Raw genomic sequence first — 23365 nt, 5'->3', positions numbered from 1 at the left:
GCCGTTACGCGTCCCCGGCGCCGTCTAGGAATTCCAGCGGATCGAAATCGTCCGGCTGATCATCCAACCACTCTTCGGCGGCGGCGAGTTCCTCGGATTCGTATGTTTCCGGCTTCCAGATTTGGAATGTATCGCCCGCGGCGATAAAGAAGGCCTCGCCCTCGAGACCGATTTTGCTGCGCAGCTTGGCCGGCAGCACCAGACGTCCGGTTTCATCCACGGTTGTTGGAAAGGACTGCCCGTGGAACATGCGCTGCAACATCTTCCGCTGCATCGACCCGCGCGGCAAAGCGTCGATCTTGGCATCGACCTCGTCGATCGCCTGCATTGTGTAGCATTCCAGAAATTTGCGGCGATGGTCGCCGTAGACGATCACCAGTTCAGGTGTGTCACCGGGCTGCCAGTTCGGATCAGAGGATTCAAGCACGCGGCGAAACGAGGCCGGGATCGAGACCCTGCCTTTCGTATCCACCTTGTGGTGGCTTTCACCTCTAAACCTGCGCGCCAAGACGACTGTCCCTTTCGCTTGCGCCCCACTTGAACTTCACGTTCCCCCCGGATGAAAAACGGCGGGTTGATCTGCTGCCACTGATCAACCCGCCGCATTGGCCCGCTGAGCGGGAAGTCCAGCTGCGCGCGCCACCTGGGGGGATGTCTGCTCGCCCGCGCGCCGGATCTCTTGAATGATGAAAGCGAGATGCCTGTATGAAACCTGTATTTTATTGGTTCGGGGTCGTTTGATGCCCCATGTGCCTCGTCCTCATCGGATGAATAAGGGATGCCATGGGAATTCATGGAAAGCAATGGAAAATTTCACCGCAAAAATTGCCGATTCTACAAATCTACCTCAAAACTCGAGGTGAAGTGCAAGCTATCAACACAATATGTAGATGATAGGCCCCAAGTTATGCCGATATATACGCATACTGGAGCATTTCCCTGAATTCCCATCAATTCCCAAAAAACTTTCCAATCAAGCAGGAATTCAAGGAAATCGGCATTTAGGCAACAGATTTTCGGGACGAATCGATGGCGATGAATCGCAGGCTTTCCATAAGATCCGTTGGGCAAACAACGCTTCGCCCATGAATTCCCATGCCCTTCTGGGGCAATAGTTCAGCAGCGCGACTACAAAAGCATCGCTAAACGGATGCACAAATTTCGGAAACTCCGCACAAAGATTTCGCAGAAAACCCGCATCAAGGATCAAGCTGACATTTCTTCCGAAAAGTGTAAAAGCTGAAAACCTTTATTTTTAAGGCACTTTCTTCCCTAAAACGCCAACCGGTTGATATCCATGCATTTGCTGCATAGCGGCATTGACGACGCGAACCATTGTGCAATCGCAGCATTTGCCTATTTTCAATCTCAAGCAAACGCCGGAACGCCCGGCAACACGGAAACACACAGGTTTTACTCATGGCCGCAGCAACACATCAAACCGCGCTCAAAAGCTCACCGGCAACCGGCATGGCTTCATTGATCGACGCGGCAAAGATCCGGTTCGCGCGCTATCGCGTCTACCGTCGGACAGTGAATGAACTGTCCGAATTGTCGAACCGAGAGCTGGCTGATTTGGGCCTGCACCGCTCGATGATCCGGCGCCTTGCGCTGCAAGCGGCCGAAGAGCAATTCGCGCGCACTTAAGCGCAACCATATACCGAGATCAGGTCCTTCCTCCTCCCTTTAGGACCTGTATTTCAGCGGCGGCATCTCTCCTCCTCCCTGATGTCGCCGCAGATTATACCGGCCCTGAACGCCGGAACGCGATACACCGGGTTCTCCTCCTCCCTTTCCCGGTGTTGAAAGCGCGCGGCGACGTCTCTCCTCCTCCCTGACGTCGCCGCGACTTAAACATACCGGGATCAGACCCGGACGAAGATACATCAGGGCTCTCCTCCTCCCTGCCCTGATGTTGAAAGCGCGCGGCGACACCTCTCCTCCTCCCTGGTGTCGCCGCGACTTAGACATACCGGGATCAGACCCGGGTTCAGATACATCAGGGCTCTCCTCCTCCCTGCCCTGATGTTGCAAAGAACGGCGGTTCCCCTCCTCCTCCCTGGGGACCGCCGTTTTTCTTTTTTCGGCCCATTTTGTATGGTGATGGAGTGTTGACTTAGTTCAGGAGCATTCCATGGCCGCGTATTTCATCGCTCAGATTTCGATCCACGATCCCGACGGGTATCAAAAATATCTGGAAGGCTTCATGCCCATCTTTGATCGACACGGAGGGCGCCTGCTGACGGTCTCGTCAAAACCGGTCGAAGTGATCGAAGGCGTTTGGGAAAAAGATGGGATCGTTCTGATGGAGTTCCCCAGTCTCGAAGCCGCAAAGGCATGGAAAGACGACCCCGACTATATCGAGCTGGCCAAAATCAGGCAGAATACAGCCTCAGCCAATTTAGTTCTGGTTGACGGATTGTGACCGCTAAAACGGCACGTCGTCCTTGGCGGTCAGGAAACGCGCAACCACCTTTTTGACGCCTGCCTTGTCGAAATCGACCTCGACCTTGTCGCCCTCGATACCGATCACCGCGCCGTAGCCGAATTTCTGGTGAAAAACCCGCTCACCCAGAGTGAAACTGGCCACTGCGGTCGCATCAATCACCGTATTGCGGCTTTCGCGGGGCTGCGACATCCCATATTGCCCCTGACGCGCCTGCATCCGCTTCCAGCCTGGTGAGTTGTAGACATCCGCCTTTACCGCCCGGGTTTCAATGGTCGCTGCCGGTTGAGCGCCGCCATAAAGCCCCGGAGGCGTCAGCACCTCCACATGATCCTCGGGCAATTCGTCGATGAACCGCGATGGCATCGCATTCTGCCACTGCCCGAACACCCGCCGGTTGGCCGCGAAGGAAATCGTGCAGACCTCTTCGGCGCGCGTGATGCCCACATAGGCCAGTCGCCGCTCTTCTTCCAAACCCTTGAGACCGGATTCGTCCATCGATCGCTGCGAGGGGAACAGACCATCCTCCCACCCCGGCAGGAACACGGCGGGAAACTCCAAACCCTTAGCCGCGTGCAGCGTCATGATCGAGACTTTGGCCCCGTCGCCGTCCTGCTCATTGTCCATGACCAGACTGACATGCTCCAAGAACCCCTGCAGGTTCTCGAAATTGTCCAACTGGTTGACCAGTTCCTTGAGGTTTTCCAACCGCCCCGGTGCCTCGGGTGACTTTTCATTCTGCCAATGGGCCGTATAGCCGGATTCGTCCAACACGATCTGCGCCAGTTCGATATGCGAGACCTCGGGCTCACCAAACCGCAGCGGAGCACCGTCGTCGATGACCGAGTCATCCTCGACCTCGATCCGCGGCCCGCGCGTCATCGCATTCCAACGCGCCAGCCCCTCGATCAATTCGCGCAGCGCCTTGCCGCCTTTGCCCTTGATCAGCCCATTGTCGACCGCAATCCGCGCCCCATCGACCAGCGACACGCCATTTTCGCGCGCGGTCATCTGGATCGTCTGCTGCGCCTTGTCGCCCAAACCACGTTTGGGCGTGTTCACGATCCGCTCGAACGCCAGATCGTCGCCGGGGCTAACCACAAGCCGGAAATAGGCCATGGCATCGCGTATCTCCATCCGCTCATAGAACCGAGGGCCACCAATCACCTTGTAAGGCAACCCGATGGTCAGAAACCGATCCTCGAACGCGCGCATCTGGTGCGAGGCGCGAACAAGGATGGCGATTTCATCCAGATTCATCGGACGAATCCCACGCGTGCCACCTTGCAGCGCGTCGATTTCCTCGCCGATCCAGCGGGCCTCTTCCTCGCCATCCCAATGGCCGATCAGGTTGACCTTGTGACCGTCTTCTGCATCCGCCCAAAGCTCTTTCCCCAAACGGTTTTCATTGCCCCGAATGACATTCGAGGCAGCGGCCAGAATATGCAGGGTCGAGCGGTAATTCTGCTCCAATCGCACCACAAACGCGCCGAGGAAATCCTTTTCGAACCGCAAGATGTTACCCACCTCGGCCCCGCGCCAGCCATAGATCGACTGGTCATCATCGCCCACGCAACAGATATTCTTATGCCCTCCGGCCAGCAGTCGCAGCCATAGATATTGAGCGACGTTGGTGTCCTGATATTCGTCCACGAGGATGTATCGGAACCAGCGTTGGTACTGTTTCAACACATCCTCGTGCTGCTGAAAGATCGTGACCATGTGCAGCAACAGGTCGCCGAAGTCGACGGCGTTCAGCTCCAGCAGTCGGCGCTGATACGCGGCGTAGAGCTCAATGCCTTTGTTGTTATACGCTCCGGCATCTGCAGCGGGCACTTTGTCGGGCGTCAGTGCGCGGTTCTTCCAATCGTCGATAATTCCGGCCAACATACGCGCCGGCCAGCGCTTGTCGTCAATATTGGCTGCCTGAATCAATTGCTTGAGAAGACGCAACTGGTCGTCGGTGTCCAGAATGGTGAAGTTCGATTTCAAGTGAAGCGCTCGATCGGCAACTTGCTCTTGTGGACGAGGAACTGGTCCAACATCATAGTTTGAGGCTTCTTGCATCCCCAATGGATCGACAAGCCCATCAGATTTGTCTGCGGCCGGAAGCACCTGACCATCTCCAACCAATTCCGCATGTCGGCGCAGCAGCTTGACGCAAATTGAGTGGAAGGTACCCAGCCAAGGCATTCCCTCGGCCGGCTGGCCCAACAATCGACCCACGCGGTTTTTCATTTCGCGCGCGGCCTTGTTCGTGAATGTCACCGACAGAATTTCATTCGGGCGGGCTCGCCCGGTGCTGAGCAGATGCGCGATCCGCGCTGTCAGCGCTTTGGTTTTACCCGTTCCCGCCCCGGCCAACATCAGAACTGGACCGTCCAAACGCTCCACCGCCTCGCGCTGCGCGGGGTTCAGATCGTCAAGATAGGGGGAAGTTCGCGCAGCCATCGCGCGCGCGGACAGGGATGCGCCCTCGAAGGCGTCCATTTCGTCGGAACTGCTCATACCCGCAAACTACGCCGGATCAGTCCCGAGGGAAAGAGTTTGTTCACCCCTTGTTCGCAAAGAATTTTGTAGAAGGTTCCAATCAATTCTAATCAACTCCTCTGATTTGCGCAGACAAAAGTTAACCTTCCGTCAAAGCTTGCACCTGATGCTTCCAGCCAAAGAAGTGGGAGCGCGAAAATGGAAACTAATACAGAAACAACCGGGGCATCCCGCTTGAAAATGGCCGCCATCATATTGACTCTGATGGCTCTGACTGCGGTGTCCGGCTGGGGAATCTATGCAGTACCAACGCCGGTCGTAGATCGGATGCTGGAAGCAGACCTGCGCAAAGAAGCAACGCAACTGGGCAAACAGGTCACCTCGCATCTTGAGGACGTAGAAGCCACGTTCCAGACGGGATCTATCGGAATTCATGACCAGGAGTTTCTGGAACTGTTGCCGGCGACTTCGGACATCTACCGATTTAAACTGTTCAATGCGGATGGCGGCGTGTTCTGGTCGACCCGGTCTGCGGACGTGGGAACCGTGAATTCCAAGCCCTATTTTCAATCCGTTATCCGGCAGGGAAATATCTATTACAAACACGAAGAAAAACCTCTGACCGAAGTCGACGACTATGAAGGAACGGCCATTCACGCCTCTGGTCCTGAAACCCGTCATGTGGCCGAAATCTATACGCCAATCATCCGCGACGGTGAGTTTCTTGGCGCGATCGAATTCTATTCCGACATCACCGATGTTCGAAATCTGTTCATTGATCGCGTTCGCTTGTCGCTTTTCATTCTAAGTGCCGTTGCGCTTCTGGCCTTCAGTATCGTGACGCTGGTTGTCTATCGCAGCAACCGCCGACAGATGCGTAGCCTACGCGGGCGTGCGGTGAAAGAGCGCCAATTGATGGATGAACAACTCCGCCTGGCCCGCGAAGTTCGGTTACTGGGCGAATTGAACGAGTGGCTGCAATCCAGCCAGTCTCTGGATGAGCTTTTCGACATGGTTTCACGGTTTATGACGCATATCCTGCCCGAGGCCGAGGGGAGCGTCTATGTTTATTCGAACTCCCGCGATGTGCTGGATGGCTGCGCCAGTTGGAACGGGGCAGAGCATAAGGCGCATATTCATCCCGAAGGCTGTTGGGGCCTGCGGCGCGGCCGCACCTATGAGTTCGGCGCGTCCGAAATTGATTTCGTCTGCGAGCACGCCGAACCGCATGATGGTCGCCCGTATTTCTGCTTTCCGATCCTCGCGCATGGCGAAACTGTCGGATTGCTGCACTTGCGAGCGTTGGAGGGGCGTAAAGATTGCTTCCATTCCAGCAAGAAATTGGCTCAACTTTGCGCCGAACAGATCAGTATGGCGATTGCCAACGTGCGTATGCGTGATCAACTGCATGACCAATCTGTCCGCGACCCGCTGACCGGGCTTTTCAATCGCAGACACATGACAGAGACTTTGCGCAAGTCCATCAACCGCAGCCAACGGACCGGTGCCCCGCTGAGCTTGATTGCAGTGGATGTGGACCATTTCAAGAAGTTTAACGACACCCATGGGCATGATGCGGGTGACATGGTTTTGCGGGCGGTTGGCTCGGCGCTGGAGCAAGGATGCGACCGGGACGAGGTCGCCTGCCGGATCGGAGGAGAGGAATTCATGTTGATCCTGCCGGACAATCGCCCAGAGGATGCGGTAACCCGCGCAGAACATTTGCGTCAGGCGGTCGAGGCGGTCACGGTTCGCTACGGTGAAAAGGCGTTGCCGCGCATCACGATTTCGGTTGGCGTGGCCCACTATCCGGCCCATGGGGCAATGCCGCAGGATCTGATGCGCGCGGCGGACGACGCGCTATACGCGGCCAAGGATAAAGGGCGCAATCAGGTGCAGATGGCCGGCGATGCGCAGAACGCACCAGAAGCTCTTCGTCCCGTGAAAACCGCTTTGGGCAAAGCAAAACCTTAAAATCCTTGCCGAATCGCCCGTTTGGTCAGATCAAACGGCATGGATCTACACAGCCTCTACCCCGGCATAGCCGACCTGAAACGCCGTGCGCAGCGTCGTATCCCTCATTTCGTATGGGAATATCTGGACAGTGGCACGGGAGTCGAAGCGACCCTGCGCAGGAATCGTGTCGGATTAGATCGCCTGGGGTTCGCACCTTCGATCCTGCACGGCCCAATCGAATGCGACACACAGGTGGAATTTCTGGGTCGCACCTATCCTATGCCTGTTGGCGTCGCGCCAATCGGGATGGCGGGATTGATCTGGCCGGACGCTGAGGGGCTGCTGGCCCGTGCAGCCGCAGCAGCCAGACTGCCCTTCACGCTGTCGAATGTCGCCGCCCAAAGCCCCGAGGATGTCGCCCCGCATCTGGGCAATGACGCGTGGTTTCAACTGTATCCGCCAAAAGACCCGGATATCCGGCGCGACCTGTTGGACCGGGTTCGGCAAGCCGGGTTCTCAACCCTTGTACTGACCGCAGATGTTCCGGTTGCGTCCAGACGCGAACGGCAGACACGCTCCGGGCTGACCAATCCGCCGAAGCTTACACCAAAGCTACTGGCTCAGATCGCACAACGCCCGGCTTGGGCCATGGCCATGGCACGCAGCGGGCCTCCGCGTATGCGGACTTTAGACAAATATACCGACAACTCAAGCAACCTGCCTCCGACGGCGCATGTGGGTTACCTACTCAGAACTTCGCCGGACATGGAATATGTGCACTGGCTGCGCGATGCGTGGGACGGGCCGCTGATCGTCAAGGGCGTGATGCGCCCCGAAGATGCCGAGCCGTTGAAGCAAGCGGGGGTGGACGCGTTGTGGGTCTCGAATCACGGGGGGCGGCAATTTGATGGCGCGCCAGCCGGAATAGACGTGCTGCCCACCATCCGCGCGGCAACCGACCTGCCGCTAATCTTCGACAGCGGCGTTGAAGGCGGCCTCGATATCTTGCGTGCGCGCGCCTCCGGAGCGGATTTTGTCATGTTGGGACGGGGCTTTATGTATGCCCTGGCCGCGCTGGGTGCTGCGGGACCAGCGCATGTCATCGACATATTACGACAGGATCTGAAGGCCAATATGGGACAACTAGGAGCCCGAACGCTGGAAGAAATCCCACCAATTTTAACGTTGGATTGATGCTGCACCGCAGCATGTGTATGAAGAAAGCGCCACAAAAGGGCGTTTGCGAGCGTTAACATGCCGGTTCTACCCAGAACGACTGATATACGCGCACGTATTGTCCGCCTATCAACACGGCCAAACCACAAAGACCGGGACCGACAATGACCGACTTCAAAAAGATCCTGATTGCCAACAGGGGCGAGATTGCCATTCGCGTAATGCGCGCAGCCAATGAGATGGGCAAACGCACCGTTGCCGTCTTTGCAGAAGAAGACAAGCTGGGCTTGCATCGCTTCAAGGCGGATGAGGCCTATCGCATTGGCGAGGGGCTGGGCCCGGTTGCTGCTTACCTCAGCATTGACGAAATAATCCGCGTTGCCAAGGAATGCGGTGCAGACGCGATCCACCCCGGCTATGGGCTTCTGTCGGAAAATCCGGACTTCGTGGATGCCTGCGTGCAGAATGGCATCACCTTCATCGGCCCCAAGGCCGAAACCATGCGCGCCCTTGGTGACAAAGCGAGTGCCCGCAAGGTTGCCATCGCTGCTGACGTGCCGGTTATCCCCGCCACGGAAGTTCTGGGCGACGATATGGCCGCGATCAAAGCCGAAGCCGCCGAGATCGGTTACCCGTTGATGTTGAAAGCCAGCTGGGGCGGCGGCGGACGCGGGATGCGCCCCATCAACTCGGAAGACGAGTTGGAAGAAAAGGTTCTGGAAGGCCGCCGCGAAGCCGAAGCCGCCTTTGGCAATGGCGAGGGGTATCTGGAAAAGATGATCACCCGCGCCCGCCACGTCGAAGTTCAGATACTGGGCGACAAGCATGGCGAGATTTATCACCTGTACGAACGTGACTGTTCAGTTCAGCGCCGCAACCAGAAAGTCGTGGAACGCGCCCCTGCACCGTATCTGTCCGAAGAACAGCGGGCCGAAATTTGCGAACTGGGTCGCAAGATCTGCGCTCATGTAAACTATGAATGCGCGGGCACGGTTGAATTCCTGATGGATATGAACACCGGCAAGTTCTACTTCATCGAGGTGAACCCGCGCGTACAGGTCGAACACACTGTCACCGAAGAAGTCACCGGCATCGACATCGTTCAAGCTCAGATCCTGATCGCCGAGGGCAAGACACTGTCTGAGGCCACCGGCAAAGCCAACCAGGATGAGGTGCAACTGAACGGTCACGCCCTGCAAACGCGCGTAACGACCGAAGATCCGCTGAACAACTTTATCCCGGATTATGGCCGCATCACGGCCTATCGCTCGGCCACGGGTATGGGCATCCGGCTGGATGGCGGCACGGCCTATGCGGGCGGGGTGATCACGCGGTATTATGACTCGCTGCTGACCAAGGTTACTGCCTGGGCGCCAACGCCTGAGAAAGCGATTGCGCGGATGGACCGTGCGCTGCGCGAATTCCGGGTGCGCGGTGTTTCGACCAATATTGCGTTTGTCGAGAATCTGCTGAAACATCCGACCTTCCTGTCGAATGAATACACCACCAAATTCATCGACGAGACACCAGATCTGTTCACCTTCAAGAAACGTCGTGATCGGGGCACCAAGGTTCTGACCTATATCGCGGATATCACCGTGAACGGGCATCCCGAAACCAAAGACCGCCCAATGCCACGCGCCGATCTGAAAGACGCGCGCCCACCTGCGTTGAAGGGTGAGCCCAAGATGGGCACCCGCAACCTGCTGGAGCAGAAAGGTCCGCAGGCTGTTGCCGACTGGATGAAAGCGCAGCGCCAGCTGCTGATCACCGACACCACCATGCGTGACGGGCATCAGTCGCTGTTGGCCACCCGGATGCGCTCGATCGATATGATCAAAGTTGCGCCGACCTATGCCGCGAACTTGCCGCAGCTGTTCTCAGTCGAGTGCTGGGGCGGTGCGACCTTTGATGTGGCCTATCGTTTCTTGCAGGAATGCCCGTGGCAGCGCCTGCGCGACCTGCGCGAAGCGATGCCGAACCTGATGACCCAGATGCTGCTGCGCGGCGCGAACGGGGTTGGCTACACCAATTACCCCGACAACGTGGTGCAGGAATTCGTCCGTCAGGCGTCGCAGAATATCGACGTGTTCCGCGTGTTCGACTCGCTGAATTGGGTCGAGAACATGCGCGTGGCGATGGATGCAGTCGTTGAGAACGGCAAGATCTGTGAGGGCACCGTTTGTTATACCGGTGATATTCTAGACCCGGATCGCTCGAAGTATGACCTGAAATACTATGTCGGCATGGCGAAAGAGCTGCGCGATGCAGGTGCTCATATCCTTGGCCTGAAAGATATGGCGGGTCTGCTGAAACCGGCCTCGGCCAAAATCCTGATCCGCGCGCTGAAAGAAGAGGTCGGTCTGCCGATCCACTTCCACACGCACGACACTGCTGGCATCGCAAGCGCCACCATTCTGGCCGCGTCCGAGGCGGGCGTGGACGCGGTGGATTGCGCGATGGACAGTTTCTCGGGCAACACCTCGCAAGCGACGCTGGGTACCGTGGTCGAGGCGCTGCGCCATACCGAGCGTGATACCGGTCTGGACATCAAAGCCATCCGCGAAATCAGCGATTACTTTGAGGCGGTGCGCGGCCAATACGCCGCCTTCGAATCCAGCCTGCAGGCCCCAGCCTCCGAGGTCTACCTGCACGAAATGCCCGGCGGTCAGTTCACCAACCTCAAAGCGCAGGCGCGCAGCTTGGGGCTGGAGGAACGCTGGCACGAGGTCGCCCAAATGTATGCCGACGTGAACCAGATGTTCGGCGATATCGTCAAGGTGACGCCCTCGTCCAAGGTGGTTGGCGACATGGCGCTGATGATGGTCAGCCAGGGCCTGACCCGCGATGATGTGGAAAGCCCGTCAACGGATGTGGCCTTCCCTGATTCAGTCGTGGACATGATGCGCGGCAACCTGGGCCAGCCTCCGGGCGGGTTCCCGGACACGATCATCAAGAAGGTGCTAAAGGACGAATCGCCCAACACCCAGCGCCCCGGTAAGGACGTGCCTGCGGTCGATCTGGAAGCCACCCGTGCAGATCTGTCCAAGCAGTTGGATGGCAAAGAGGTCGATGACGAGGACCTGAACGGCTACCTGATGTATCCCAAGGTCTTCCTGGATTACATGGGCCGCCACCGCACATATGGTCCAGTCCGTACTCTGCCTACCCGCACCTTCTTCTATGGCATGAATCCGGGTGAAGAAATCACAGCCGAGATCGACCCCGGAAAGACGCTGGAAATCCGGTGTCAGGCCATTGGCGAGACAGATGAGAACGGCGAGGTCAAAGTCTTCTTCGAACTCAACGGGCAACCCCGCGTCATCCGCGTGCCAAACCGATTGGTGACCGCGTCCACACAGGCTCGTCCCAAGGCCGAAGCGGGCAACCCAAACCACGTGGGCGCTCCGATGCCCGGTGTTGTGGCCACTGTCAGCGTCACTTCAGGTCAGGAGGTAAAAGAAGGCGATCTACTGCTCACCATCGAAGCGATGAAGATGGAAACCGGCATCCATGCCGAACGCGACGCTGTGGTGAAGGCCGTCCATGTCCAGCCCGGCGGTCAGATTGACGCTAAGGACCTACTGGTCGAACTGGAATGAACGACCTAGTTTAGCTTCCAACTGGAGGGCCGCCCGGAAATCCGGGCGGCCCTTTTCATGCGTCAGGGAGAAAAACATGCTGTCCATCACACCGATCTACGCCGCCGTTCTGGCGCTTCTCTACATCGCTCTCAGCGGTTGGGTCATCACTAAACGCCGTGGCCACAAGATCTCTTACGGTGATTCCGGCAATAGCGAGATGCTCAAGGCGATCCGAACCCATTCCAACTTCGTCGAATACACCCCGTTCGCGCTGCTGCTGATCGCCATGGTCGAGCTTCAGGGCGCAAGCGGCCTGCTCGTCAATCTGCTGGGGCTGAGTTTGCTGGCCGGGCGCGTCCTGCATGCCTATGGGTTCGGCAAAACCCCGCAGATCGTTATCTTTCGACAGCTTGGTATGGTGCTGACGTTCACCGCAATTTTGGTGGCAGCTATCGCGAACCTTGTTCTGGCGCTTTAGCCGCTGTCGCTGGGATCATCCCGTCAGAACGCGTGTTTCAATATTCGGAGCTTTCCTAAGCTCCGGTTCCGCCTCGCCCAGCCGCTCACCGTCCTGCACGCAAAATGCAGATGTCAAACAAATCAATGCGGCTAACAACGCCATTTTCATGTCTGCTATACGCGTCATATCCTCTGCTCCATCCTGTTGGTTTTGCAACGCTCTATGACTTGAACACGTCAGACCGGCATTTCCGTCGAAAGATTTTTCCTTTTTTTTGTATTTTTCCGCTTGCAGCCCCGCGTGGGAATTTATACATCCCTCCTCACTCAACGGCGCGGGCGTAGCTCAGGGGTAGAGCATAACCTTGCCAAGGTTAGGGTCGGGCGTTCGAATCGCCTCGCCCGCTCCATTGAGAGGTCTCCGGACCAAAACATATGTATCTGATGCGGGCGTAGCTCAGGGGTAGAGCATAACCTTGCCAAGGTTAGGGTCGGGCGTTCGAATCGCCTCGCCCGCTCCAGATACAGCATTTTTTCAAACTTTACTGGTGTCTTGCGGGATGTTGCGTCATTCTGAGGTCGTTAACGATTGCAGGATGTTATTATGTCCAACTACACCATCCGCCCTCTGACCGAGGCGGAAGTTAAACAAGCCGTGGACTGGGCTGGCCGCGAAGGCTGGAACCCCGGCGTCCACGATGCCGAGTGTTTCAGGCCCACAGACCCCGATGGATTTATGGGCGGGTTTCTGGATGGGGAGATGGTCGCTTCGGTCTCAGCCGTGAATTACGATCATGCGTTTTCCTTTCTGGGGTTCTACATTGTCCGACCGGAATATCGCAGCCATGGTCACGGGCTTGAAATCGCAGGCCACGCGCTGGCCCATTGCGAAGGCCGCAATATGGGGCTGGATGGAGTGGTCGAACAGCAGGACAACTATCGCAAATCCGGCTTCACATTTGCTTACAACAACTACCGCTTCGGCGCGCGGGTTCGGGATGTGCTGCCCAAGCTGGGGCAAGTTCTGGGCAATGGTGTGGCCTCGCTGTCAACCGCCAGCGACGCCCTCAAAGCCTATGACCGCCAACTGTTTCCAGCAGCGCGCGACAGCTTCCTGCAAAGCTGGCTGGGGGCCACCAGCCATATCTCTCGGGTTTATACCGAGAGTGGCCAGATCAGGGGCTATGCCACTCTGCGCCCCTGCAAGACGGGCTACAAGGTTGGCCCGTTATTTGCCGACGACGCCGCGATAGCGCAGGCGCTGCTGGCAAGCCTCTTGGCGGCCATTCCCGTGGATCATCGCGATCACGATGTCTTTGTCGATATGCCCCAACCAAATGCGGCGGCATTCGCCATGGCCCAGCAATTGGGATTGGACAAAGTGTTCGAGACCGCGCGGATGTATTCCGATCACGAACCGGATATCGACCTGAGCCGGATCTTCGGCGTGACAACGTTTGAACTGGGTTAGAATTTTCGCCCACCATTTCGGGTTACAGATTGGAGGGACTGAGCCTATGTTAGGTGAGCATCAAAAACGGCTGCTGCTGGAGATTTTTGAAAATCTACCGGGCATCAGTTTTCTCATCCTTGCGCGCGCGCTGGAAGATCAGCGTCTGGCGGGCTGGGTCGGGGCCATTTTGGCGGTCTGTGTCTGTGGTTTGTATGCCCGGAAAATCCTGCGCCCTCAGCCCATATTGCTTGGCATCAATCTGTTCATGGTCGTTATAACTCCGCTGATCGAACTCCTGGCTCTTTCCGGCTATCGCGGTGCGGCGAACGTGTTGATCGGAAATATCGACACACTTGTTCTGACCAGCATTTTCTTGATCGGAGTGTTTCTGACCTGTTTCTCGACCAAAGGTTTTCTGACTTATGAGACCCAGTGCCGGAAAAAAACGCACCTCCACTCTGGCTTACTGCTAGCCTTGTGCGCAGTTGGAATTGTCTGGTCCCTGATTGTCGGACAAAACGATCTGATTTCCTTGGTTCTGCCCCTAATGCTGCTTTTCGAGGCACAGCGGTTTCTGCGCGCCGCAGCATCGGATCAGCAATCCCATAGCCACGCTCTGCTGGCCGGAACCGTCCCGCTGGACACAACGGCTGAAACGCTGGCCTGACCCTAGAACGCCCTGAACGTCATTGTGGTCAGTGATCGTTCGATGCCGGGAATCACCAGCAGATTTTCGTTGATGAAATGGCCCACATCCTCGGCCTCGGGGATGTAAAGCTTCAGCAACAGATCGTATTCGCCGCTGGTCGAGTACAGTTCGGAGTGGATTTCGCGCAGAGCGATCTCTTCGGCCACTTTGTAAGTGGTGCCGGGTTTGCAGCGGATCTGGATGAAAACGCAGGTGGACATGGGCCGGACCTTGTTGGTTTGAGTTGCTCGCAAGCTTGCACGGGGCGGGCCGGGGTGCAATCCCCTGCAACAGATTGCGGCGAATGCTGCATGCGCTCTGGATATGGCCGCCCTACCCCGTCTATAAGCGCGTCTGTAGCAAAAGGAATTCGCCCATGCGCAGCGCAAAGATCAGCCGTCAGACCGCCGAGACCGAGATCACCGTCGAGGTCAATCTGGATGGCACCGGCACCTATGACAATCAGACCGGTGTGGGGTTCTTCGATCACATGCTGGATCAGCTGGCGCGTCACTCGCTGATCGACATGACCATCCGCGCCAAGGGTGACTATCACATCGACGACCACCACACGGTCGAGGATACCGGCATCGCGCTGGGTCAGGCGCTGACGCAAGCTCTGGGCGACAAGAAAGGCATCCGTCGGTACGGCGAATGCCATCTACCTATGGATGACGCACAGGTGCGTTGCGCGCTGGATCTATCGGGCCGTCCGTTCCTGATCTGGAACGTGGACCTGCCGACAGCCAAGATCGGCACGTTCGACACCGAGTTGGTGCGCGAATTCTTTCAGGCGCTCAGCACCCATGGCGGCGTCACGCTGCATATTGACCAGCTGCACGGTTTCAACAGCCACCACATCGCCGAGGCCGCCTTCAAGGCCGTCGCCCGCGCCCTTCGCCTGGCGGTCGAGACCGACCCGCGTAAGGCGGATGCGATTCCGTCCACGAAAGGCGCGCTGTAAATGCTGACAGCGATCATCGACTACGAAAGCGGCAACCTGCACTCGGCCGAAAAGGCGTTTCAGCGCATGGCGCGGGAATTGGATGCGGGTGAGGTTGTTGTGACCTCGGATGCAGATGTCGTAGCGCGCGCCGACAGGTTAGTCTTGCCCGGTGACGGAGCCTTTCCGGCCTGTGCGGCCGAACTGCGTGGGCACAAGGGTATCCACGACGCTATGGTTGAAGCGGTGGAGCAAAAAGGTCGCCCGTTTCTGGGCATTTGCGTCGGGATGCAGCTGATGGCGTCAACGGGCCACGAATACACTGACACCGACGGACTGGGCTGGGTTGCGGGCGATGTTGTGCGGATTGCACCGTCAGACAGCGCGCTGAAAGTGCCGCATATGGGCTGGAACGATCTGGTGCTGGAAAGCGATCACCCGGTGTTTGACGGAGTGGAATCCGGCGATCACACCTATTTCGTCCATTCCTACCACTTCCGGGTCACCGACCCGGCGCAGCGTCTGGCTTATGTGGACTATGGGCAGGAGGTCACGGCCGTGATTGGCCGTGACACAATGGTTGGAATGCAGTTCCACCCTGAAAAAAGTCAGGATGTGGGGCTGCGCATGATCGGAAACTTCCTAGCCTGGGCCCCATAAGGGCTTACTGAACGCGCGACCAGGTCTGGCCGCGGCAGATCAGACCACCCGCGACACAGCCTTTGACGGTCAACGAGTTGCCGCTCAGCGCCATTTTCGAGTTATACGTCTTGTCGCGGTCCGGTGCCCAGATCTTACCGTTGTCATAGGCTCCGCCACCTTCGGGAATCATGTCCCAGATCATCTGTTTGCCGTCATGCTCGTAGTTCAATACCTGGTTGCCTGACGCATCAAAAGCGCTATCGATGGTGCCGCAGATTGCGCTGCCGCACTCGGAAATCGACACGTGCAGATATTCGCCGTCATCACCGGGCTCTGTTTTCCAGATGCCATCTACAGGATCAGCGGACGCGACGGTTGCCAGCGCCGTCAGGACTGCTGCGGCAAGGATCGTTTGTTTCATAGAAATCTCCCTTTTACACCCATAGTCTGTCCCGAATATCGGCCTGTGAGCAACTATGACCCCGCGTCGCGTTGCATCCCCTACCTGCCTTGTGCGATATCCCGCCACAATGACAGTGAAAGAAGGCCCGATATGATCCTTTACCCCGCCATCGACCTCAAAGACGGCCAGGCCGTGCGCCTGTTGCGCGGTGAAATGGAGAAGGCAACAGTGTTCAATGACGACCCGGCGGCGCAGGCTAAAGCCTTTGTCGATGCCGGGTGCGAATGGCTGCATCTGGTTGATCTGAACGGTGCTTTTGCCGGTGAGCCGGTCAATGCTGCTCCGGTCGAGGCGATTCTGGCCGCCTGTAAAGTTCCTGCGCAGCTGGGCGGTGGGATTCGTGACCTGAAAACGATCGAAACCTGGATCAGCAAGGGGCTCGCTCGCGTGATTCTGGGCACCGTGGCGGTCGAAAACCCCGATCTGGTCCGCGAAGCGGCGCGCGAATTCCCCGGCAAGGTCGCCGTGGGAATCGACGCACGCAACGGCATGGTCGCCACCAAAGGCTGGGCCGAGGAAACAGACGTGCAGGTCACAGACCTTGCCCGCAGTTTTGAAGACGCAGGCGTCGCGGCCATCATCTATACCGATATCAACCGCGACGGCGCGATGCAGGGCCCGAATATCGAGGCGACCGCCGCCCTCGCCCGCGCCGTATCGATCCCGGTGATCGCTTCGGGTGGTGTCAGTTCGTTGGACGATCTGTTCGCCCTGCGCGATTGCGGCGTAGAGCTGAATGGCGCCATCTCGGGCCGTGCACTCTATGATGGCGCGATTGACCTGAACGAGGCCATTCGCGCTCTAAAGTGACTTACTGTGCGGCAGCGGCGGTCAGCTTGGCCAGCGCGCCGCGCATCTTTTCGACGACGGGCGCGTTAGAGACGCCATTCAAATCGTCCAAGGTCTCTTTCGGGTCCTCATAGGCCAGCCAGACCTGCCCCTCGGCGTCCTCATAAGCCTGAACCTTCAGCGGCAGGAACAGCCCGGCGCGCGGATCGATCTGCATGGCGGGCGTGCCCAGCGCAGGGTTGCCGAAGATCAGCACCTGATTGGCTGGAATTGGCGTGCCCACCTTCTCGGCCCCTGCGGCGTGGTCAACGCGGGCAAAGACCGTTGCGCCTGCATTGCCAACGGCAGCCTCGAGCGCGTCCAGCGCCTCGGTCACGGATTTGTCTGTTTCAACTTTGATGATGTCGTCTGCCATGGCGGACAGTGCCCCTCCGAAAGTGAGTATTGAAGCCAGAATAAGATGTCGCATCTCGATAATCCTTTTCATGAATTTCATCCTTAATTTCCACGGCTTCGCGGCAGATCACAATCACAAGTCTGGCATCGGCGGGGCTTTGCCGTTACAGGTGCGCCAACAAAGGACATCGCCATGCTGAAAACCCGCATCATTCCCTGTCTGGACGTCGCTGATGGCCGCGTGGTCAAGGGCGTCAACTTCGTCGGTCTGCGCGATGCGGGCGATCCGGTGGAATCGGCCAAGGCCTATGATGAGGCAGGCGCGGATGAGATCTGTTTTCTGGACATTCACGCCACCCATGAAAACCGGGGCACCATGTTCGACGTGGTTCAGCGCACCGCGGAACAGTGCTTTGTCCCCCTGACCGTAGGCGGCGGCGTACGCACCAAGGACGATGTACGCGCCCTGCTGCTGGCGGGGGCGGACAAGGTCAGCTTCAACTCGGCTGCCGTGGCCAACCCCGATGTGATCGCCGAGTCGGCAGATCAGTTCGGCAGCCAGTGCATTGTCTGCGCCATCGACGCCAAGACCGTCAGCCCCGGCAAGTGGGAGATTTTCACGCATGGCGGTCGCAAGCCCACCGGTATTGACGCTGTCGAGTTTGCCAAAACCGTTGTCGCCAAGGGCGCGGGTGAGATTCTGCTAACTTCGATGGACCGCGACGGCACCAAGGCGGGGTTCAACCTGCCTCTGACCCGCGCCATTTCCGATGCGGTGGACGTGCCGGTGATCGCCTCGGGCGGGGTCGGCAATCTGGACCATCTGGTCGAAGGCGTGATCGAAGGCGGGGCCAGCGCCGTCCTGGCAGCCTCGATCTTCCATTTCGGCGAATACACCATCCGCGAGGCCAAGGAACACATGGCCGCCGCAGGCATCCCGATGAGGCTGACATGAGCATACTGCACGATCTGGCCGCCACGATTGAGGCCCGCAAAGACGCTGACCCCGACAGCAGCTGGACCGCCAAGTTGTTGGCGAAGGGCCCCGAAAAATGCGCCGAGAAGTTCGGAGAAGAGGCCATCGAGGCGATCATCGAAGCCACCAAAGGCGACGTGAAAAAGTTGACGTCAGAGGCTGCGGACGTACTGTATCATCTGCTTGTCATGCTGGCGGCCCGCGACGTGGCGCTAGACGATGTGCTGGCTGAACTGGCTCGCCGTCAAGGCATCAGTGGCATCGCAGAAAAAGCTGCGCGTTCAAAGGGGTGACGACCGTCACAATCGCGCTTTAAGATGGCTGCATGACCCTTCGCTTAGGAATCTTGGCGCTGATCAGGCCGATTTTGTTCATGCTGGCCCTTGTTGTACTGGGCGCTTGCGCGACCGCTCCTCGGTCGACGCCGGAGGATGTGCAGCGTTTGGCCACTGAAATACGAAGCCTCGGGCCGGGCATCGACCCTGAAGAGGCTGACCGGGCGGCCCAGATCGCCTATGCCTATACCGCACAGTTGGCGCAGGAATATCAGATCACCGATCCTCCGTTGATCCATAATGCCAAGGTCAACAAGGGCCTGCGTCCCCGCGGGCTGTGCTGGCACTGGGCCGAGGACATCGAACGCCGCCTGGATCAGGAACAGTTCCGAACGCTTGAGATGCACCGCGCCATTGCGAATGCTGACAACCCATTTCGAATTGACCACAGCACAGCGATCATCAGCCGCAAGGGCGAGACGATGTATGACGGCGTGATTCTGGACCCCTGGCGGTATGGTGGCGTCCTGTTTTGGTCCCCCCTGCCCGAGGACACCCGATATGACTGGGTCCCGCGCGAGACCGTTCTGGAAAAACGACGCGCCGAACAATACGGTGCACTGCTGCCCTATGCAGGCGAATAGCTCAAAGCTTGGATGAGATCACTCCGGTGGCGAACCCACCCATACGCAGCTCTCCGAACAGGCGTTGGTATTCGATCTTGGGGCAACGGCTCATCACAACATCAACCCCGCGCGCCTGCGCCTTGGCGGCCGCTTCGGGATGTTCTACGCCGATCTGCATCCAGATCGTGCGCAGGTTCGGGAAGGCGTCCAACGCCGCGTCGACGATCGGGGGAACCGCCTCGGACCGGCGAAAGATATCGACCATATCGACCGGTTCGTCGATTTCAGACAGGGACGCCCGCACCGTATTGCCGAACAAGTCTTTGCCCGCATGTCCGGGATTGACCGGAATGACCGTGTAGCCTTTCAACGACAGGTAGCGCGCCACGTAATAGCTGGGGCGCACCGGATTCATCGACACACCAACAACGGCCACTGTCTTGGTACGTTTCAGGATGTCAGTCAGGAAAGCATCGGTATAGTCGGTCATGCGGCCACCTTATGCGCCAAGGACCAAAGAAAAAAGCGCCCAGGTAAAGACCTGGGCGCAAGGTGTTGGAACGAGGGACAGTGAAATGACCCGCGGCAGTTCCGTTCCGCGGTCACTGTGACATTTAAGCATGTCTTGGTTGAAAAAAAGAGGGGGTGCGCATTTTTGTGATGACAGATCACGAAAAGCGGAACTTCGCCTAGTTTTCGTAAAGGACAACGGGCCAATGCGCCTCGGCCATTTCGATGTAAACGGCAGTATCCTGTATCCACATACGCTCAATCTCGCGCGAGTGAGTCAGATAGAGCCGCCCGTCAATCACACGCCACAGCGCTGGGTCGGTACTGACCAGCTCACCCTGTGCCATCGCATAGGCGCAATAGCCGCCGAATTGCGGGGCGTAGGCCCGTGGGTTCATTTCAAACGCGGCTTGGTTTTCGGCTGTTGCAAAGTGCCATTCAGCCCCTTTCCACACGACCGAATACTCTGGCAGACCGCGAACAGGTGCACCATCCCCGAAATAGGACACCACATCATAGCCGGCCATAGCTGCGCCGTCCGTTTTGTAGAAAACGGGCAATTCCTGCGCAAACGCGGCAGGAGCAATCATAGCGGCACAAATTGCACCAAAGAGAAAACGTCGGTTCATCATCATAGCGCGTTCATTAGAAAGTCAGGGTATCAAGATGCAATTCTTTAACGCATCTGAAACCCCAATTAACGCGGATGTGAACGGTCGTGCCCGAATAAACTGAGTTAGTCGAAAATATCCTCTATCACATCCCACGCCTCATCGAACACGCGCGAGAATACGCCCTTTTTCTTCTTCTTTTTGGCTTTCCGTGGCTTTTCGTATCTGCGATCCGGTTTGGGCTCGGGCAGTTTACGCTTGGGCACCATTTTCAGGTCGTGCAAGGGGGCGCCGCAGCTTGAGCAACTAAGCTCATGGCGCTGCTTGCCTTTCAGCACCAATGCGGCCCGCGTGCCGCAATAGCAGCAGGTGGCAATTTTCGAAGGGGTGGAAATGGCGCGCTCCTGTCTATCTGTGTCTCGATGCATATAGGGCAATCGCCGCCGCATTTGAGACGTTCAGAGACCCAAAACCGCCCGCTGCGTCGATTTTCACCAGATGATCCACGGTTTCTTTGGTCTTTTGCCGCAATCCCGGCCCCTCAGCCCCCAGCACCAAGGCGACCGGCTGGTCGAACCGGCCATCCAGCGTCTCTTCAATTGTTTGCTCGGCCTCTCCGTCCAGGCCCAGGACCAGAAAACCCATATTCTGCAGCTCGACAATGGTATCGGCCAAATTGCGCATGCGCAGGTAAGGTTGCCGCTCCAACGCGCCGCTGGCCGTTTTGGCCAAAGCGCCAGTTTCCGGGGCCGAGTGATGTCGCGTGCCGATGACCGCACTGGCCCCCAGGACCTCAGCCGAGCGCAGAATCGCCCCCACGTTATGTGGGTCGGTTACACGGTCCAGCAGGATGACACGCGGGTGTTCACGCCCGATACAGTTCTCGGCCAATCCGCCCCAGTCCAGCGGCTTGACCTCAAGCGCCGCGCCCTGATGCACCGAGCCGGGATCGATTGGAGCCGTAAATTTCCGCGGATCGACCATTTCGGCCTCGACCCCTGCAAATTCAATGGCTTCGCTCAACTTGTCACGGGCATTCCGGGTTACGATCAGACGCAGCTTCTGTCGTTTCGGGTTCATCAGGGCATCGCGCACAGCGTGCAGGCCGAACAGCCACACGGTTTCAGAAGCCGCCGCCTTGCGCGCCTGTTCCTTTTCAACGACCCACTTGGGTTTCTTCATTTCTTGGGCCTCCGGGCCGGGAATTCGGTTTCCTGCGCCAAAGCGGTATTTTCCTGTTGACGCTCGTTTAAGGCGCTAGTAATCACGCCTCCACGTCAGGTGCAACGCCTGACAGTGGGCGACAGGCCGCAAGGTGTGGCAGGGGACTGTAACTCCCTCGCGGAGACGCACGCCTGGTTCGATTCCAGGGTCGCCCACCATCTTCCCCAGATGGTGACAAAGCGCAACATGCTGCATTCGGTGCGTTGCGTTTTCTGGCTTTCCCGATCGCCTTTTTGCAAAAAACGCCCTTGGCGGACCAAAGGCGTTTTGTAGACTTACCTGCAAAGGACTTGGCTTATGCAGCATCAGCCCTTTGTGCGGAAACGCGGTTGAACCAGTCGATGATCGCATCCAGATCTGGTGCAATTTCTTCCGCGGCGCCGCCGGTAAAGTCCTGAAATTTCTCTTTGTTCAGGCCATTCACGCCGACCAGAACCGGGATGTCCTGTGCCAGTGCCTCGGCGATGACGGGACGAAAGCCGCGCCCGTCGGCTTCGTGCTTCCCGAATTTGTTGACGATCAGCAACTGCGGCGCATCCTCCAGCGAGGCCGTGACATAGCCCACGGCTTGCTCCAGCGCGGCAGGGTCCAGACGGCAGCCGCGAGACTGCGTTCCCAGCGATTGCGAGATGCGGATAGTCTCACCTTCGGGCAGGACACGCACGTCCATATCGCACTTGGTGTTGTCGGCGCATTCGGTGTTGGTTTGCACCACACCCGACAGCCGTGCACCGGATTTCAAAAGCTGTTCTGCGGCCGCACTTAGCAAGCGGTCGGTCGCGCCGCGATCGGTGTTGGTTACATAGGCCAAGTACATTCAGGGACCCTCGTCGTAAAACTGTGACATTCCAGATAGCACGCAAGATGCGGTCCGGCCACTCTTCTGCGCTACGGCAGCGGAGAAAGCCCGATCACAGCTGCGTGCAGGTGAAGCAGAACCGCAAAAGCAGCAAGTGAGGCCAGCCAGACCCAAAGGGGCGGCCAGGGATGCGGGGCGCGCAGGGAAAAGCGCGCGGTGTTGCGGGACAGGCGAATCCATTCGATGCCCATCTCCCGGGATTTGCGCCGGTCGATCAGAGCCATACCCATCGCGGCAAAGCCCCCAAACAGACCGAACAGGATCACATGCGACAGGCTGCCATTGGCCAGCAGATGCGCCAGCGCCCAAAGCATCAGCGCCGCCAGCACCGGATGGCGCGTGCTGCTCAGGATGCCCGGGTTTTCCGGATCAAACGCGCGCTGACCCAGCCCGCAGAACGAGAACGGGTTCTGGATCGCCATCCCGGAGACGGCAAGCCAGCAGACCACCGGCATGACTAGCAAAGGCACCCAGCGGAAGAGCGTCCAGGGCGGGATTACCTCGACATACGGCGCCCGGGCAGCAGCGATAATCAACCAGCCCAAAACCAGAAGTGACAGCACGGAATAGGCCGCGAAATACCCTTTGCGCCCCAGCACCGTGATCAACTGCCCGCGCACGACGGGACGTGCCGGAATGGCATGTGTCAGCAGAAAGGTGATCAGCGCTGCAAGGAAAAGAACCCAACCGGTCATAAGATGCTCCGAACCTGTTGCGCCCGGTCTAGTCCTGCGCGGCGGGTCCGTCTTTGTCCGAAATCAAGTGGCGGGCGGGGCGGTCACGCCGCGCCCTGCCCTTT

General features: G+C 58.1%; 25 protein-coding genes and 3 tRNA genes. 17 read left to right on the top strand and 11 right to left on the bottom strand.

What is annotated here, in order from left to right; all coding sequences use genetic code 11:
* Positions 1-4 precede the first annotated feature (4 nt).
* Entirely contained in the window at positions 5-472 is a 468-nt protein-coding gene (mraZ, locus tag AC2FJ6_RS06945) for a division/cell wall cluster transcriptional repressor MraZ (protein ID WP_480898685.1), read from the bottom strand.
* A gap of 947 nt (positions 473-1419) precedes the next feature.
* Between mraZ and AC2FJ6_RS06940 the strand changes: the two genes are divergently transcribed.
* Positions 1420-1647 (top strand): DUF1127 domain-containing protein, encoded by a 228-nt coding sequence (locus tag AC2FJ6_RS06940; protein ID WP_170769200.1) that lies wholly within the window; start codon positions 1420-1422, stop codon positions 1645-1647.
* Positions 1648-2134: 487 nt separating this feature from the next.
* On the top strand, positions 2135-2425 hold the full coding sequence (locus tag AC2FJ6_RS06935; RefSeq protein ID WP_170788320.1) for a DUF1330 domain-containing protein: 291 nt from the start codon (positions 2135-2137) through the stop codon (positions 2423-2425).
* Between the two features lie 3 nt (positions 2426-2428).
* On the opposite strand, the gene AC2FJ6_RS06930 is transcribed toward AC2FJ6_RS06935, so the two are convergent.
* On the bottom strand, positions 2429-4954 hold the full coding sequence (locus tag AC2FJ6_RS06930; protein WP_496668703.1) for an ATP-dependent helicase: 2526 nt from the start codon (positions 4952-4954) through the stop codon (positions 2429-2431).
* A gap of 180 nt (positions 4955-5134) precedes the next feature.
* Between AC2FJ6_RS06930 and AC2FJ6_RS06925 the strand changes: the two genes are divergently transcribed.
* The 8 genes from AC2FJ6_RS06925 to AC2FJ6_RS06890 all read left to right on the top strand — a co-directional run bounded on the left by AC2FJ6_RS06925 (position 5135) and on the right by AC2FJ6_RS06890 (position 14231).
* Complete coding sequence (locus AC2FJ6_RS06925) at positions 5135-6910, top strand: sensor domain-containing diguanylate cyclase (protein WP_170769197.1); 1776 nt, start codon at positions 5135-5137, stop codon at positions 6908-6910.
* Between the two features lie 39 nt (positions 6911-6949).
* Positions 6950-8086, top strand: a complete 1137-nt coding sequence (locus AC2FJ6_RS06920; RefSeq protein WP_170769196.1) for an alpha-hydroxy acid oxidase — start codon at positions 6950-6952, stop codon at positions 8084-8086.
* 146 nt (positions 8087-8232) lie between these two features.
* Entirely contained in the window at positions 8233-11670 is a 3438-nt protein-coding gene (locus tag AC2FJ6_RS06915) for a pyruvate carboxylase (RefSeq protein WP_170769195.1), read from the top strand.
* Positions 11671-11746: 76 nt separating this feature from the next.
* The gene (locus tag AC2FJ6_RS06910) at positions 11747-12130 is read left to right on the top strand and encodes an MAPEG family protein (protein WP_170769194.1); all 384 of its coding nucleotides are present in this window, start codon (positions 11747-11749) and stop codon (positions 12128-12130) included.
* Between the two features lie 316 nt (positions 12131-12446).
* Positions 12447-12521 (top strand) — tRNA-Gly (locus tag AC2FJ6_RS06905).
* A gap of 36 nt (positions 12522-12557) precedes the next feature.
* A tRNA-Gly gene (locus AC2FJ6_RS06900) sits at positions 12558-12632 on the top strand.
* A gap of 83 nt (positions 12633-12715) precedes the next feature.
* A complete protein-coding gene (locus AC2FJ6_RS06895) occupies positions 12716-13582 on the top strand; it encodes a GNAT family N-acetyltransferase (protein ID WP_170769193.1) in 867 nt (288 codons plus the stop codon).
* Positions 13583-13628: 46 nt separating this feature from the next.
* A complete protein-coding gene (locus AC2FJ6_RS06890; RefSeq protein WP_170769192.1) occupies positions 13629-14231 on the top strand; it encodes a hypothetical protein in 603 nt (200 codons plus the stop codon).
* 2 nt (positions 14232-14233) lie between these two features.
* On the opposite strand, the gene AC2FJ6_RS06885 is transcribed toward AC2FJ6_RS06890, so the two are convergent.
* On the bottom strand, positions 14234-14473 hold the full coding sequence (locus AC2FJ6_RS06885) for an Lrp/AsnC family transcriptional regulator (RefSeq protein WP_496668701.1): 240 nt from the start codon (positions 14471-14473) through the stop codon (positions 14234-14236).
* A gap of 155 nt (positions 14474-14628) precedes the next feature.
* On the opposite strand from AC2FJ6_RS06885, the gene hisB reads away from it, so the two are divergent.
* On the top strand, positions 14629-15216 hold the full coding sequence (hisB, locus tag AC2FJ6_RS06880; RefSeq protein ID WP_170769190.1) for an imidazoleglycerol-phosphate dehydratase HisB: 588 nt from the start codon (positions 14629-14631) through the stop codon (positions 15214-15216).
* Positions 15217-15855, top strand: coding sequence for an imidazole glycerol phosphate synthase subunit HisH (hisH, locus tag AC2FJ6_RS06875; protein WP_170769189.1), 639 nt, complete (start codon positions 15217-15219; stop codon positions 15853-15855).
* Positions 15856-15859: 4 nt separating this feature from the next.
* Here hisH and AC2FJ6_RS06870 read toward each other — a convergent pair whose 3' ends face one another.
* Positions 15860-16258, bottom strand: a complete 399-nt coding sequence (locus tag AC2FJ6_RS06870) for a DUF2147 domain-containing protein (protein ID WP_170769188.1) — start codon at positions 16256-16258, stop codon at positions 15860-15862.
* 132 nt (positions 16259-16390) lie between these two features.
* Here AC2FJ6_RS06870 and hisA point away from each other — a divergent pair, with 132 nt between their 5' ends.
* Positions 16391-17110, top strand: a complete 720-nt coding sequence (hisA, locus tag AC2FJ6_RS06865; protein ID WP_170769187.1) for a 1-(5-phosphoribosyl)-5-[(5-phosphoribosylamino)methylideneamino]imidazole-4-carboxamide isomerase — start codon at positions 16391-16393, stop codon at positions 17108-17110.
* A gap of 1 nt (position 17111) precedes the next feature.
* Here the strand turns inward: hisA and AC2FJ6_RS06860 are convergent, their stop codons facing one another.
* Entirely contained in the window at positions 17112-17504 is a 393-nt protein-coding gene (locus AC2FJ6_RS06860) for a DUF302 domain-containing protein (RefSeq protein WP_170769827.1), read from the bottom strand.
* Positions 17505-17678: 174 nt separating this feature from the next.
* Here AC2FJ6_RS06860 and hisF point away from each other — a divergent pair, with 174 nt between their 5' ends.
* Genes hisF through AC2FJ6_RS06845 form a run of 3 tightly spaced genes read left to right on the top strand, consistent with a single transcriptional unit; the run spans position 17679 to position 19380 of the window.
* Positions 17679-18440 carry an imidazole glycerol phosphate synthase subunit HisF gene (gene hisF, locus AC2FJ6_RS06855; protein WP_170769186.1) on the top strand — a complete coding sequence of 254 codons (762 nt, stop codon included), beginning with the start codon at positions 17679-17681 and terminating at the stop codon, positions 18438-18440.
* On the top strand, positions 18437-18754 hold the full coding sequence (locus AC2FJ6_RS06850) for a phosphoribosyl-ATP diphosphatase (RefSeq protein WP_170769185.1): 318 nt from the start codon (positions 18437-18439) through the stop codon (positions 18752-18754). The genes hisF and AC2FJ6_RS06850 overlap by 4 nt, the downstream gene beginning before the upstream one ends.
* Positions 18755-18786: 32 nt before the next feature.
* Positions 18787-19380, top strand: coding sequence for a hypothetical protein (locus tag AC2FJ6_RS06845; protein WP_237217130.1), 594 nt, complete (start codon positions 18787-18789; stop codon positions 19378-19380).
* Between the two features lies 1 nt (position 19381).
* Here the strand turns inward: AC2FJ6_RS06845 and AC2FJ6_RS06840 are convergent, their stop codons facing one another.
* The 4 genes from AC2FJ6_RS06840 to rlmB form a co-directional block, all read right to left on the bottom strand.
* Positions 19382-19852, bottom strand: coding sequence for a CoA-binding protein (locus AC2FJ6_RS06840; RefSeq protein ID WP_170769184.1), 471 nt, complete (start codon positions 19850-19852; stop codon positions 19382-19384).
* Between the two features lie 199 nt (positions 19853-20051).
* Positions 20052-20462 (bottom strand): YHS domain-containing (seleno)protein, encoded by a 411-nt coding sequence (locus AC2FJ6_RS06835; protein WP_496668699.1) that lies wholly within the window; start codon positions 20460-20462, stop codon positions 20052-20054.
* A gap of 146 nt (positions 20463-20608) precedes the next feature.
* Complete coding sequence (locus tag AC2FJ6_RS06830) at positions 20609-20878, bottom strand: hypothetical protein (protein ID WP_414478943.1); 270 nt, start codon at positions 20876-20878, stop codon at positions 20609-20611.
* 13 nt (positions 20879-20891) lie between these two features.
* The gene (gene rlmB, locus AC2FJ6_RS06825) at positions 20892-21665 is read right to left on the bottom strand and encodes a 23S rRNA (guanosine(2251)-2'-O)-methyltransferase RlmB (RefSeq protein WP_170769181.1); all 774 of its coding nucleotides are present in this window, start codon (positions 21663-21665) and stop codon (positions 20892-20894) included.
* Between the two features lie 116 nt (positions 21666-21781).
* On the opposite strand from rlmB, the gene AC2FJ6_RS06820 reads away from it, so the two are divergent.
* Positions 21782-21865 (top strand) — tRNA-Tyr (locus AC2FJ6_RS06820).
* A 137-nt stretch (positions 21866-22002) separates the two neighbouring features.
* Here the strand turns inward: AC2FJ6_RS06820 and AC2FJ6_RS06815 are convergent.
* Entirely contained in the window at positions 22003-22524 is a 522-nt protein-coding gene (locus AC2FJ6_RS06815; protein ID WP_170769180.1) for a DUF2478 domain-containing protein, read from the bottom strand.
* 71 nt (positions 22525-22595) lie between these two features.
* A complete protein-coding gene (locus AC2FJ6_RS06810; RefSeq protein WP_170769179.1) occupies positions 22596-23261 on the bottom strand; it encodes an NnrU family protein in 666 nt (221 codons plus the stop codon).
* Positions 23262-23365 lie beyond the last annotated feature (104 nt).

The sequence above is a fragment of the Ruegeria sp. CDSA089 genome, from assembly GCF_059612205.1.
Note: the sequence above shows the minus strand (reverse complement) of the source record. Positions and strands in the feature narration are given on the sequence as shown.